The organism is Edwardsiella hoshinae NBRC 105699 = ATCC 33379, from assembly GCF_000474215.1.
Lineage (GTDB): Bacteria > Pseudomonadota > Gammaproteobacteria > Enterobacterales > Enterobacteriaceae > Edwardsiella > Edwardsiella hoshinae.
In genome coordinates this window covers 63,323-77,292 of sequence record NZ_BAUC01000023.1, presented here as the reverse complement: position 1 = coordinate 77,292, position 13,970 = coordinate 63,323, and the positions used below count along the sequence as shown (strand labels likewise).

Annotated in this window: 11 protein-coding genes; all 11 read left to right on the top strand. The window is 56.0% G+C overall.

The window, feature by feature from the left end; translation table 11 throughout:
• Nucleotides 1-58 precede the first annotated feature (58 nt).
• The 11 genes from EHO01S_RS11360 (at nt 59) to mraY (ending at nt 13,970) form a co-directional block, all read left to right on the top strand.
• A complete protein-coding gene (locus tag EHO01S_RS11360; protein ID WP_024524063.1) occupies nt 59-1,861 on the top strand; it encodes an AMP-dependent synthetase/ligase in 1,803 nt (600 codons plus the stop codon).
• A gap of 294 nt (nt 1,862-2,155) precedes the next feature.
• The gene (gene ilvI / locus EHO01S_RS11355) at nt 2,156-3,874 is read left to right on the top strand and encodes an acetolactate synthase 3 large subunit (protein WP_024524062.1); all 1,719 of its coding nucleotides are present in this window, start codon (nt 2,156-2,158) and stop codon (nt 3,872-3,874) included.
• A 2-nt stretch (nt 3,875-3,876) separates the two neighbouring features.
• The gene (gene ilvN / locus EHO01S_RS11350) at nt 3,877-4,368 is read left to right on the top strand and encodes an acetolactate synthase small subunit (protein ID WP_024524061.1); all 492 of its coding nucleotides are present in this window, start codon (nt 3,877-3,879) and stop codon (nt 4,366-4,368) included.
• 197 nt (nt 4,369-4,565) lie between these two features.
• Nucleotides 4,566-5,570 carry a catabolite repressor/activator gene (gene cra / locus EHO01S_RS11345; RefSeq protein WP_024524060.1) on the top strand — a complete coding sequence of 335 codons (1,005 nt, stop codon included), beginning with the start codon at nt 4,566-4,568 and terminating at the stop codon, nt 5,568-5,570.
• A gap of 958 nt (nt 5,571-6,528) precedes the next feature.
• Nucleotides 6,529-6,987, top strand: coding sequence for a division/cell wall cluster transcriptional repressor MraZ (gene mraZ, locus EHO01S_RS11340; protein WP_024524059.1), 459 nt, complete (start codon nt 6,529-6,531; stop codon nt 6,985-6,987).
• Between the two features lie 2 nt (nt 6,988-6,989).
• Nucleotides 6,990-7,934 (top strand): 16S rRNA (cytosine(1402)-N(4))-methyltransferase RsmH, encoded by a 945-nt coding sequence (gene rsmH, locus EHO01S_RS11335; RefSeq protein ID WP_024524058.1) that lies wholly within the window; start codon nt 6,990-6,992, stop codon nt 7,932-7,934.
• A complete protein-coding gene (gene ftsL / locus EHO01S_RS11330; protein WP_024524057.1) occupies nt 7,931-8,251 on the top strand; it encodes a cell division protein FtsL in 321 nt (106 codons plus the stop codon). The genes rsmH and ftsL overlap by 4 nt, the downstream gene beginning before the upstream one ends.
• Nucleotides 8,252-8,289: 38 nt before the next feature.
• A complete protein-coding gene (locus EHO01S_RS11325; RefSeq protein ID WP_024524056.1) occupies nt 8,290-10,047 on the top strand; it encodes a peptidoglycan glycosyltransferase FtsI in 1,758 nt (585 codons plus the stop codon).
• On the top strand, nt 10,034-11,521 hold the full coding sequence (gene murE / locus EHO01S_RS11320) for a UDP-N-acetylmuramoyl-L-alanyl-D-glutamate--2,6-diaminopimelate ligase (protein ID WP_024524055.1): 1,488 nt from the start codon (nt 10,034-10,036) through the stop codon (nt 11,519-11,521). The genes EHO01S_RS11325 and murE overlap by 14 nt, the downstream gene beginning before the upstream one ends.
• Nucleotides 11,518-12,894 carry a UDP-N-acetylmuramoyl-tripeptide--D-alanyl-D-alanine ligase gene (murF, locus tag EHO01S_RS11315; RefSeq protein WP_024524054.1) on the top strand — a complete coding sequence of 459 codons (1,377 nt, stop codon included), beginning with the start codon at nt 11,518-11,520 and terminating at the stop codon, nt 12,892-12,894. Before murE ends, murF begins: the two co-directional genes overlap by 4 nt.
• Nucleotides 12,888-13,970, top strand: a complete 1,083-nt coding sequence (gene mraY, locus EHO01S_RS11310) for a phospho-N-acetylmuramoyl-pentapeptide-transferase (protein ID WP_024524053.1) — start codon at nt 12,888-12,890, stop codon at nt 13,968-13,970. The genes murF and mraY overlap by 7 nt, the downstream gene beginning before the upstream one ends.

Genomic DNA, 13,970 nt, shown 5'->3' with positions numbered 1-13,970 from the left:
GCCTAATTAGGTGGGCGTATATCGCGGCAGAACCGCGTTCTTACGATGAATGGACCGAATGATCAAAGCGTTAGAGAATTATCACCTGGTAGCACGTATTCAAGGATTGATTAGCAATTCACCCGATCGCATCGCATTGCGTGATTGGTCGCCAACGGCCGATATCGCCTATCGTTGGTGTGACGTGGGGACGCAGGTTTCACGTCTGGCCCGCGCGCTGCTGGCATGGGGCGTTGAGGTACAAGAACGGGTAGCTATCTTCGCCCATAACTCGGTGGCGTGGTCGCTGGCTGATCTGGCTATCCTCCATCTGCGTGCGGTGACGGTGCCGATCTATGCGACCAACACGGCGGCTCAGGCGGCCTATATCCTTAACGATGCCAGTGTGCGCATCTTGTTTGTCGATGGCCAAACGCAATATGACGCGGCGTTGGCATTGCGTCGCAACTGCCCACAGTTGCGCCATATTATCGTGCTGTCGCGCACAACCGATCTCCGTGGTTGCGAGATAGCTTGCCATCTGGCTGAGTTGACGTCCGTGGAGCATGAGCGCTATGCCGAGCCATTGGCGCATCGTATCAACGGAGCGACGCTCGACGATCTGTTTACCTTGATCTACACCTCCGGCACTACGGGGGAGCCGAAGGGGGTGATGCTGGATTACCGTAACTTGGCGGCGCAGCTTTACTTGCACGATGCCCGCTTGAACGTCAGCGCTCAGGATGTCTCACTCTGCTTCCTACCTCTCTCCCATGTTTTCGAACGAGCCTGGAGTTTCTATGTCATGCATAGCGGGGCACAGAATGTGTATCTGCATGATACCAATCTGGTGCGTGAGGCGATGCAGGCGGTGCGTCCGACCATGATGTGCGCGGTCCCCCGCTTCTATGAAAAGATCTTTAGCGCGGTGCAGGCCAAGGTTGCCCAGGCGCCTTGGCTGCGCCGTCAGCTGTTCCGCTGGGCGGTGTGGTGCGGTGAGCAACGTTTTCTCCGTGAGCGCGCTGGGCGTCCGTTAAGTGGCGTCATGGCCGCGATGCACCGTGCCGCCGATCGTCTGGTGCTCAGCAAACTGCGAGACATCCTTGGTGGGCGGGTACGCTTCTTGCCGGCAGCCGGTGCTAAGTTGGACGATCAGGTGATCTTGTTCTTCCAGGCGCTGGGGTTGAACATCAAGTATGGCTACGGAATGACCGAAACCTGTGCCACCGTTTCTTGTTGGGAAGAGCAGGATTTCCGGTTTGGCTCTATTGGCCGTCCATTGCCTGGCGTCGAGGTGCGTATCGGTGAAGAGAACGAGATCCAGGTGCGTGGTCCGATCGTGATGCGTGGCTATTTCAATAAGCCGCAAGAGACCGCGCAGACCTTCACCGCAGATGGCTGGTTGAAGACCGGTGATGCGGGGGCATTGGATGCACAAGGCAATTTGTTCATCACCGAGCGCTTGAAGGATCTGATGAAGACCTCTAATGGCAAGTACATCGCCCCGCAATTGGTCGAAGGAACGCTGGCGCGCGATCGCTTCATCGAGCAGGTGGCGGTGATCGCTGATGCCCGTAAATTTGTCTCCGCGTTGATCGTGCCGTGTTTCGATGCGCTAGAAGAGTATGCGCGCTCGATCAACCTCAAGTATCACGATCGGCTCGAACTGTTGCGCCATAGCCATATCGTGGAGATGTTCGAGCTACGTCTGGCGGAGATGCAAAAAGAGTTAGCCAAGTTTGAACAGGTTAAGCGCTTCACTCTGTTGCCACAGGCTTTCTCTATGGAGCTGGGCGAGCTAACCCCGACGCTAAAACTGCGGCGTAAGATCATCCTGAGTCGTTATCATCAGGAGATCGAATCTATGTATTTGGAACATTAATCGCCGAGGGCATTGGCAAAATATCGGCCGATGCCCTCATGATTAACCTCTGAATTTCTCCTCCTTTTAGTCATAAGCAGACAATGCTTGCGCCGACTCTCAGTGTTTTATCTGTCCGATATCCCACACCACAGAGTTCTCTGCACTATGCGGCTTTTTCGCCCGACTTAGCGGTTTGCTCCCTCGGAAAAGTGACGTTAATGTAACCACATTGCGGCATGGCATGATCAGGGTGCCGCAGCGCGCGGCGGTAGTGCCGTCTTTGTTCAGCCACGCAGGCAGGAGTCACAGGCTATGGAGAGATTATCGGGAGCCGAGATGGTGGTTCGCTCGCTGATCGATCAGGGTGTTAAACACCTTTTTGGTTATCCGGGCGGTAGCGTATTGGATATTTATGATGCGTTGCACACCCTCGGCGGTATTGAGCACATCCTGGTGCGGCATGAACAGGGCGCGGTGCATATGGCCGATGGCTATGCTCGTGCAACGGGGCAAGTGGGCGTGGTACTGGTTACCTCTGGGCCGGGGGCAACCAATGCTATCACGGGTATCGCCACCGCCTATATGGATTCGGTGCCGTTGGTGGTGCTCTCTGGGCAGGTCGCCTCATCGCTAATCGGTAACGATGCCTTTCAAGAGTGCGATATGGTCGGTATTTCCCGGCCAGTAGTGAAGCACAGTTTTTTGGTAAAGCGCAGTGAAGATATTCCCAGCGTGCTGAAGAAAGCTTTCTATCTGGCCAGCAGCGGGCGACCGGGACCGGTGGTCGTCGACCTGCCCAAAGATATCCTCAATCCGGGGCAAAAATACCCCTATAGCTATCCGGATCAGGTGAGTATGCGTTCTTACAGCCCGACTTGCCAGGGGCATCGCGGTCAGATTAAGCGGGGATTACAGACATTGCTGGCGGCACGCCGTCCGGTGATCTATGCCGGTGGTGGGGTGATCAGCGCCGGGTGCCATACAGCGCTGCGTTCGCTGGCTCAGCAGCTCAACTTGCCGGTTGTTACCTCACTGATGGGGTTAGGGGCTTTCCCTGCCTCGCACCCGCAGAGTCTGGGGATGCTGGGGATGCACGGCACTTATGAGGCCAATATGGCTATGCATCATGCCGACGTGATCTTCGCCGTCGGAGTGCGTTTCGACGATCGTACCACCAATAATTTAGCCAAGTACTGTCCCGATGCCACGTTGGTGCATATCGATATCGATCCCAGTTCGATCTCCAAAAATGTTATGGCGGACGTGCCGATCGTCGGTGATGCCGGCGATGTGTTGGCGGGGGTGCTGACATTGTTGGCGCAGGGAGAGCATCAACAGGATTTCGACAGTGTGCGCGATTGGTGGCAGCAGATAGCCCAATGGCGTGAGCGTCAGTGCTTGCGTTATGAGTGTGATGGGCAACGGATCAAGCCACAACAGGTGATTGAGACACTGCACCGTCTGACAAACGGCGAAGCCTATGTGGCCTCGGACGTCGGCCAGCATCAGATGTTTGCCGCCCTCTATTACGGTTTCGATCAGCCTCGGCGCTGGATCAATTCGGGCGGCTTGGGCACCATGGGATTTGGTTTGCCCGCGGCACTCGGTGTGCGTCTGGCGTTGCCGCAGGCGACGGTGTTGTGCATCACCGGTGATGGCAGTATCCAGATGAATATTCAGGAATTATCGACGGCGTTACAGTACGATCTGCCAATCGTGGTGGTGAATCTGAATAATCGCTTCTTGGGGATGGTCAAGCAGTGGCAGGATATCATTTATGCGGGTCGCCATTCCCAATCCTATATGCAATCCTTGCCTGACTTCGTGCGCTTGGCTGAGGCCTACGGCCATGTCGGCATTGCTATCCGTCATCCGGACGAGTTGGAGGAGAAGCTGCGTGAGGCATTGGCGATCCGCGATCGTCTGGTCTTTGTCGACGTGACGGTGGATGAGACAGAGCATGTATACCCGATGCAGATCCGCGGTGGGGCGATGAATGAAATGTGGCTGAGCAAAACCCAAAGGAGCTAATCATGCGGCGGATTTTATCGGTATTGCTGGAGAATGAATCCGGCGCATTGTCGCGGGTGGTCGGGTTGTTTTCCCAGCGTGGTTACAACATCGAGAGCCTAACGGTGGCGCCGACGGATGACGCGACCTTGTCACGCATGACCATTCAGACTAAGGGGGATGCGCAGGTCTTGGAGCAGATCGAAAAACAGCTGCATAAGCTGGTAGATGTGTTGCGCGTTAGCGAATTGGTGCCGGGGGCTCATGTGGAGCGCGAGATCATGCTGGTGAAATTACGTGCTAGTGGTTATGGGCGTGAGGAGATCAAGCGTAGCACCGACATCTTCCGCGGTCAGATCGTTGATGTGACGGCCTCGCTGTATACGGTGCAATTGGCCGGTACCAGCGACAAACTGGATGCCTTTTTGGCGGCGTTGCGTGAGGTTGCTGAAATTGTTGAAGTCGCCCGTTCTGGCGTCGTCGGCGTAGCGCGAGGTGAGAAAATCATGCGCTGACAGGGCGTTGCTGTGCCATCCCAGGGAGTTTCGTGGCCCGGCTTTGTGTCGGGCCTCTTATTTTTCCATTTTTGCTGACGCCTTTCAGCCAAATGGGTTGCCCCGTGAGCGTTTATGCGCTTAGATCGTTAGATATTAAGCGAATACGTCAAGGCATGCGCGGTCACCGAGAGGGGATTGCTTGTAAGGGGGAGAATGTGAAACTGGATGAAATTGCGCGTCTTGCCGGGGTCTCGCGCACTACCGCCAGCTATGTGATTAATGGTAAGGCTAAACAGTATCGCGTCAGCGACAAGACCGTCGAGAAGGTGATGGCGGTAGTCCGTGAGCATAATTACCATCCGAATGCGGTGGCGGCTGGATTACGCGCCGGGCGCACCCGTTCCATCGGACTGGTGATCCCGGATCTGGAGAATACTAGCTATACCCGTATCGCCAACTATTTGGAGCGCCAAGCGCGGCAGCGTGGTTATCAACTGTTGATCGCCTGCTCAGAGGATCAACCGGATAATGAAATGCGTTGTATCGAGCATCTGTTACAACGCCAGGTCGACGCGATCATCGTCTCGACGGCGTTGCCACCGGAGCATCCTTTCTATCAGCGCTGGGCTCAGGATCCGTTACCGATCATCGCGCTTGATCGTGCCCTTGATCCAGAGCATTTCATCAGTGTCGTCGGTGCCGACTTGGATGATGCAGAGATGCTGGCCGCCGAACTGCGTCGTTTCCCCGCGCAGTCGGTGCTGTACCTCGGTGCGCTACCGGAGCTTTCTGTCAGCTTCCTGCGTGAGCAGGGGTTCCGCAAGGCGTGGCAGGGGGATGAACGCCAGGTCAACTATCTGTATACCAACAGCTATGAGCGAGATGCCGCGGCGGCGGCATTTAGTCAATGGTTGCAACATCATGCGATGCCGCAAGCGTTATTCACCACCTCCTTCCCGCTCTTGCAAGGGGTGCTGGATGTGACACTGAAGAAGCAAGGACACTTGCCGAGCGATCTGGCCATCGCGACCTTTGGCGATAATGAACTACTGGATTTTCTGGATTGCCCGGTGCTGTCCGTTGGTCAGCGTCATCGCGATATTGCTGAGCGTGTATTGGAGCTGGTGTTGGCGAGTCTGGATGAGCCGAAAAAGCCGAAGCCTGGCTTGAGCCGAATGCGACGTATTCTGTTGCGGCGAGGGCGGTTAAACCGGCAATAAAATAGAATAAAAACCGGCTATTGCCGGTTTTTTTATGCATAGATATCGCGCGATATGTAGAGGGGCAGCGTGAGACGAGAACGGACCCCATGCCGAGTGAGAGCTGCGCCTGATACGATGTTGACCATAAATTGGTTTTTAATTCTATAAATGCATTTATTATTGATTTAAAAGTCTAAATTTTTCATCAATATTGGTTGATTATTTTGCTTATAAACTGTTTCTTAAATTTTCATGTGTGCTCTTTAAGTGGCGCATGTGTTAGAAATTATTTGTTAAGGGGAGGGCGAGGAATAGTCTTAAAAAATCAAGCTATTGCTCAAAATGAGAGCGAAAAAATATCGCGAGGGGCTTTGTATTTAGCGCGACGGAGCAAGGAGATAGACGGAGACAAGGGACAAAGAGAGCGATGATTAATTATTCTAACGTATTAATGGGAGAGAAAAAGGAGAACTGAAAAATCTGGAAAAATATTTAATAGAAGAAAGCGATTATTATTAGGCGTAAAGTAAGATAAAATGCGAGAGAATAAAATTGGCAGGAAAATTTTAATATAACATAGTGAAATTAAAAGATATTTTTAATTCTTGCGCTTGCTTGCTTTATTCAGAGTATTCCCGTTGCCAGGCCGTAATGTGAGTGGGTGATTTATGTGCAGATTGGTTAAAACGAGAGCTGTATTGCAAAAATTGAGTAAAGTTTATGAGGCGTTAGCGTGGTTCTTTTACGGTTATTGCCGTTGCCTGAATTGAAATTTCTACCATTTATCATGATGTTAATTTGTACACTCTATGCTCGGATTTTTCTTGCCTATTTTGTTTAAAAGAAGTGTTGACAAAAATATTGCCAAACCGCGCCCGCTCTGGCTTGACAAGGTTTTCCTCCCCTCCGTAAACTTCTTAACGTGGGAATTTGTGGGATAAAGTGGTGATATGGGGCGGCGAGGAGTTACTCCAGCATGTTTCGAGGTGCAACAACCATCAATCTCGACAGTAAGGGACGTCTGGCGGTGCCAACCCGCTACCGAGACCTGCTGATCGACGAGGCGCAAGGTCATATGGTTTGCACCATCGATCTCCATCACCCCTGCCTCCTGCTTTACCCCCTGCCACAGTGGGAAGTGATTGAACAGAAGTTATCCCGTCTGTCGAGTATGAACCCCGCTGAGCGTCGCGTGCAGCGTCTATTGCTGGGTCATGCCAGTGAATGTCAGATGGATGGTGCCGGGCGACTGTTGATCGCCGGCACGCTGCGGCAACATGCTGGGCTGCAAAAACAAGTGATGCTGGTGGGCCAGTTCAATAAATTTGAGCTGTGGGATGAAGAGACCTGGTATCAACAAGTCAGGGACGATATTGAAGCGGAACAGTCCGCAACGGAGATCCTCTCCGAGCGCTTACAGGATTTGTCGTTATAGTCATGTCGGAAAATTTTCAACACAAGACCGTGTTGCTTGATGAGGCGGTAGCAGGCCTTAATCTGCGCAGTGACGGTATCTACATTGATGGCACCTTTGGTCGTGGTGGTCATTCGCGTCTTATTCTCTCCCAATTGGGGGCGGAAGGGCGCCTCATCGCCATCGACCGCGATCCGCAGGCCATCGCTGCCGCTGCTCAGATTAATGATGCGCGTTTCTCCATCGTCCACGGTCCCTTTTCGGCACTGGCGGAGTATGTCGAGGAGCTCGGCTTGGTGGGCCGCATCGATGGCATCCTGCTCGATCTGGGCGTCTCCTCGCCGCAACTCGACGATCCGGAGCGTGGTTTCTCTTTTATGCGTGACGGGCCGTTGGATATGCGCATGGATCCCTCACGCGGTCTTTCCGCCGCCGACTGGCTGATGCAGGCGGAAGAGGAGGATATCGCTTGGGTGTTGAAGACCTTCGGCGAGGAGCGTTTTGCCAAGCGTATCGCCCGTGCCATCGTCGAGCGTAACCGGACGGAGGCACCGCTGACGCGCACGCGTGAGCTGGCGGCGTTAATTAGCGAGGCCAGCCCGTTTAAAGAGAAACATAAGCATCCGGCGACGCGCAGCTTCCAGGCGATCCGCATCTATATCAACAGCGAACTGGATGAGATCGAACGAGCGCTGGAAGGGGCCCTGACGGTCTTAGCGCCGGCGGGACGCCTGTCGGTGATCAGCTTCCATTCGTTGGAAGATCGTCTGGTAAAACGCTTCATGCGCCAGTATAGCCGAGGGCCGCAGGTACCGAAGGGGTTGCCATTGACCGAAGCACAGTTACAGGCGCAAGGCGGCCCACAATTGAAGGCGTTGGGTAAACGCATGCCGGGTGAACAGGAAGTGGCTGAAAACCCGCGCGCACGTAGCTCGGTGTTGCGTGTGGCGGAAAGGATCGCCCGATGATCGGTAACGAGCGCCATTCGCTGATCTCTATCATCGGCGGCGACTTATTACGTCACGGCAAGTTACCCGTACTGCTGTTTGTGGCGGTGTTAGTGTCGGCGCTGTTGGTGGTGACGACCACGCATAAGACGCGCCTGCTGACTGCTGAGCGCGAGCAGTTGGTGCTAGAGCGGGATGCGCTAGATATCGAATGGCGTAACCTGATTTTGGAGGAGAATGCGCTGGGCGACCATAGCCGGGTTGAGCGCATCGCCACGGAAAAACTGCATATGCAACATGTCGATCCGTCTCAGGAAAATATTGTTGTTCAACAGTGAATTAGCTGGATTATGGCGATCAGGTGATTAAGGAATAAATGAAAGCGGTACGAAAGATACGGCGTCAGGAGGAGCAAGCCAGCTTTGTGAGCTGGCGTTTTGCGTTGTTATGCGGCTGTATTCTCTTGGCATTGCTGGGGCTGCTGGCACGGGCGGCCTATCTCCAGGTCATCAGTCCCGAGCATTTGGTGCGAGAGGGCGATGCGCGTTCTTTGCGTACTCAAGCGATCCCGACGGCCCGCGGCATGATCAAGGATCGTGCCGGGCGTCCGTTGGCGGTCAGCGTACCGGTCAACGCCATTTGGGCCGATCCCAAGGAAGTCAACGCTCACGGCGGAATCACGTTGGATACCCGTTGGCAGGCATTGGCTGATGCGTTGGATATGCCGTTGGACAAAATGTCTGCCCGTATCAATGCCAACCCGCGCGGACGTTTCGTCTATTTGGCGCGCCAAGTCAATCCTGCGATGGGTGAATATATTCATAAGCTCCGTCTGCCGGGGATCTACCTGAAGCAGGAGTCGCGCCGCTATTATCCAGCAGGGCAAGTGACCGCCCACATCATTGGTGTGACCAACATCGACGGTCAGGGAATCGAAGGTGTCGAGAAGAGCTTCGATCGCTGGCTGACCGGGCAGCCGGGCGAACGCACGGTGCGTAAGGATCGTTTCGGTCGTGTGATCGAGGATGTTTCCTCGGTAGATAGCCAGGCGGCCCATAATCTGTCGCTGAGTATCGATGAGCGTTTGCAAGCCTTGGTATACCGCGAGTTGACCAATGCAGTGGCGTTTAACAAGGCCGAGTCGGGGACGGCGGTGTTAGTGGACGTTAACACCGGTGAGGTATTGGCGATGGCGAATAGCCCGTCCTATAACCCCAACAACCTGGCCGATACACCGCAAGAGGCAATGCGTAACCGTGCGATTACCGATATTTTCGAGCCGGGGTCGACCGTCAAACCGATGGTGGTGATGACCGCGTTACAACGAGGCATTGTGCGTGAGAACAGCGTGCTCAATACGCTACCGTATTATGTCAACGGCCATGAAATTAAAGATGTGGCGCGTTATGCAGAGCTGTCTATTACCGGGATTTTACAGAAGTCGAGTAACGTCGGCGTTTCTAAGCTGGCGTTAGCGATGCCGTCCTCGGCGCTGGTGGAGACTTACTCCGGCTTCGGGTTCGGAAAACCGACCAATTTGGGGTTGGTCGGGGAGAGCAGTGGCATATACCCAAATAAACAACGGTGGTCTGACATAGAGAGGGCCACCTTTTCTTTCGGATATGGGCTGATGGTAACGCCGTTACAGTTAGCACGTGTCTATGCAACCATCGGCAGCTTGGGTATCTATCGCCCTCTGTCGATCACCAAGGTGGATCCGCCAGTGCCAGGCGAGCGGGTTTTCCCCGCCGCGCTGGTACGTAGCGTGGTACACATGATGGAAAGCGTTGCGCTGCCCGGAGGGGGCGGCGTCAAGGCGGCAGTGAAAGGCTACCGGGTCGCCGTAAAGACCGGTACGGCCAAGAAGGTTGGGCCCGACGGGCGCTATGTGAATAAATACATCGCCTATACGGCAGGCATTGCGCCTGCCAGCAATCCCCAATTTGCTCTGGTTGTGGTGATCAACGATCCACAGGCGGGGAAATATTACGGTGGTGCGGTATCCGCGCCGGTCTTTGGCGCCATCATGGGCGGTGTACTGCGCACCATGAACGTTGAGCCGGATGCGTTGCCCACGGGTGATAAGAGCGAATTGGTGAACAACAAAAAAGAGGGTTCAGGTGGCAGATCGTAATTTACGCGCGCTTTTGGCTCCTTGGGTGGAACAGGCCCCGGAGCGCGCTTTGCGGGAAATGACATTGGACAGCCGCGTGGCGGCGGCCGGCGATCTGTTCGTGGCCGTGGTCGGTCATGCGGCAGACGGGCGCCGTTTCATCCCGCAGGCCATTGCACAGGGCGTAGCCGCCATCATTGCTGAGGCCGATGGGGTGGCCGAAGATGGGTGCGTGCGTGAGCAGCACGGGGTTCCGGTCGTCTATCTCAGCCGCCTCAATGAGCGTCTGTCGGCGCTGGCTGGGCGTTTTTATTGCCAACCGGGCGACGACGTGCAACTGATCGGGGTAACGGGGACCAACGGAAAAACCACTACCACCCAACTATTAGCGCAGTGGGCACAGCTGTTGGGCGCGCGAGGGGCGGTGATGGGGACGGTCGGTAACGGCCTGCTGGGACAGGTTTATCCCAGCGAGAACACCACCGGCTCCGCCGTTGAGGTACAGCATAGGCTGCGTAACCTGGCCGATGCCGGGGCGACGTTAGTGGCGATGGAGGTCTCCTCGCACGGTCTGGTACAAAACCGGGTGTTAGCGTTGCCTTTCGCCGCGTCGGTGTTTACCAATCTAAGCCGCGATCATCTGGATTATCACGGCGATATGGCGCAGTACGAGCAGGCGAAATGGCGCCTGTTTTCGACCCATCACAGCGGCGAGAAGATCATCAATGCTGACGACGAGGTCGGCCGGCGTTGGCTGGCCAAGCTACCCGATGCGGTTGCTGTCACCCTGACCGATGCCTTGCCGCAGGACTGGCCGGGACGTTGGCTCGCCGCGCGTAGCGTCACTTACCATGACGGTGGGGCCACTATCGACATCGACTCCAGTTGGGGAAGTGCGACCTTGCACAGTCGCCTGATGGGCGAATTCAACGTTAGCAACCTACTGGTGGCGCTGGCGACATTGCTGGCGCTCGGTTACCCGTTGGCGGCGCTGAGCGCCGTCTCTGGCCAGCTACAACCAGTCTGCGGCCGCATGGAGGTATTCCAGGCCGCTGGCAAACCGACGGTGGTGGTCGATTATGCCCATACGCCGGACGCGTTGGAAAAAGCACTGTTGGCCGCGCGCCTGCACTGCCAGGGGCAGTTGTGGTGCCTGTTTGGCTGTGGCGGTGATCGCGACACGGGGAAACGCCCGCTGATGGGCGCCATCGCCGAGCAGTATGCCGATCGTGTGGTGGTCACCGACGATAACCCGCGTAGCGAGGAGCCGCGTAGTATCATCAACGATATTCTGAGCGGCATGCTGGATCCGGGGAGCGTGCAGGCTATTCCGGGGCGTGCCGAGGCGGTAACCGCCGCCATCATGCAGGCCGCGCCACAAGATGTGATCCTAGTGGCGGGCAAGGGGCATGAGGATTACCAACTGGTCGGTAACCGTCGCCTGGATTACTCCGATCGGGTAACGGTGGCGCGTCTGTTGGGGGTGGTAGCATGATCGCGACGACATTGCGCACCCTCGCCGACGTCCTCGATGCGACGCTATACGGGGACGATGCCCCGATCACGGCGGTGACGACGGATACGCGCAAGCTGACGCCGGGTTGCCTGTTCATCGCCTTACAGGGCGAGCATTTTGATGGTCACGATTTTGCCGCCCGCGCTGGCGAGGGCGGGGCTGGCGCATTGCTGGTCAACCGTCGCCTGCCGCTTGCGTTGCCACAATTGGTAGTGGCGGATACGCGTCTGGCGCTGGGTCAACTGGGCGCTTGGGTGCGTAGCCAAGTGCCGGCGCGCGTCGTCGCGTTGACCGGTTCGTCGGGCAAGACCTCCGTCAAGGAGATGAGCGCGGCGATCCTGGCGCAGTGTGGCACGGTGTTATACACCGCCGGTAACCTGAACAATGATATCGGTGTGCCGCTGACACTGCTGCGCCTTGAGCCGCAGCACGACTTTGCGGTGATTGAACTGGGCGCTAACCATGTCGGCGAGATCGCTTACAGTGTGGCGCTGACTCGCCCACATAGCGCACTCGTTAATAACCTGGCGGCGGCCCATCTGGAGGGATTCGGTTCTCTGGCCGGGGTCGCGCGCGCCAAGGGCGAAATCTTTACCACCCTGCCCGCGCAGGGAACGGCGATCCTCAATGCCGACAGCAACGACTGGGATAATTGGCGCCAGACGCTGACCACGCAGCGCGTATGGCGCTTCTCGCCGCAAGGGGGAGACGACGTCGACTTCTACGCCAGCGAGGTGCGTAGCGCGGTGGATGGCACCCATTTTGTTCTGCATACCCCTGAGGGACAAATTGCCGTAACGCTGCCATTGCCAGGGCGACATAACATCGCCAATGCGTTGGCGGCGGCGGCACTGACCATGTCGGTCGGCGCCTCGCTGACGCAGGTACGTCAAGGGCTGGCGGGGTTACAGGCGGTACCGGGACGGTTGTATCCGATCCGACTGGGTGAGCAGCAACTGCTGTTGGATGACAGCTATAACGCTAACGTCGGCTCGATGAGTGCCGCCGCCGAGGTGTTGGGCAGCATGCCCGGCTACCGGGTGATGGTGGTCGGCGATATGGCCGAACTGGGCGCGGAGGCCGAGGCGTGCCACCGCCGTGTCGGCGAGGCGGCCCGTGCGGCGGGTATCGATAAGGTGCTGAGTGTCGGCGGGTTAAGCCGGCTGATCGGCGAGGCCAGTGGTTGTGGCGAACATTACATGGATCAAGGGGCCGTGATTGAGCGCCTGAAACACCTGTTATGCGAGCATGCGGCGATCACCATCTTAGTTAAAGGTTCACGTAGTGCCGCAATGGAGCAGGTAGTACGAGGCGTATCTGTGCAGGAAATGCAGGAGAATCAATCATGTTAGTCTGGCTGGCCGAGCATTTGGTCAAATATTTCTCGGGCTTTAACGTCTTTTCCTATTTGACGTTTCGAGCCATCGTCAGCTTGCTGACCGCACTGTTCATTTCGTTATGGATGGGCCCGCATCTGATCGCCTGGTTACAGAAATTACAGATCGGCCAGGTAGTGCGTAACGACGGGCCGGAGTCGCATTTCAGTAAGCGCGGTACCCCGACCATGGGGGGCCTGATGATCCTGACCTCGATTACCATCTCGGTATTGATGTGGGCCTATCCTTCTAATCCCTATGTCTGGTGCGTGTTGTTCGTACTACTGGGTTATGGCGTGGTCGGTTTTGTCGATGACTATCGCAAGGTCGTACGCAAGAATACCGATGGGCTGATCGCCCGTTGGAAGTATTTCTGGCAATCGGTGATCGCTCTGGTCGTGGCTTTCACCATGTACAGCATCGGGAAAGACACGCCTGCGACCCAACTGGTGGTGCCGTTCTTTAAAGACATCATGCCGCAGTTGGGGCTGTTGTATATCCTGCTGAGCTACTTTGTCATCGTCGGTACCAGTAACGCCGTCAACCTGACGGATGGCCTAGATGGCCTGGCCATCATGCCGACAGTCTTTGTCGCCGCGGGTATGGGGCTGGTTGCGTGGGCGACGGGTAACGTTAACTTCGCCGCTTACCTTCATATTCCTTATATTCGCTACGCCGGCGAACTGGTGATTGTGTGTACCGCCATCGTTGGGGCCGGGTTAGGGTTCCTGTGGTTCAATACTTATCCGGCCCAAGTCTTCATGGGCGATGTCGGTTCGCTGGCGCTGGGCGGCGCGTTGGGAACTATCGCCGTGTTGCTGCGCCAGGAGTTTTTGCTGGTGATCATGGGAGGGGTATTCGTGATGGAAACCCTGTCGGTGATCTTGCAGGTGGGCAGTTTTAAACTACGCGGCCAACGTATTTTCCGTATGGCCCCGATCCATCACCACTATGAACTGAAAGGCTGGCCGGAGCCGCGTGTAATCGTGCGTTTCTGGATCATTTCGCTGATGCTAGTGCTGATTGGACTGGCAACCTTGAAGGTACGTTAA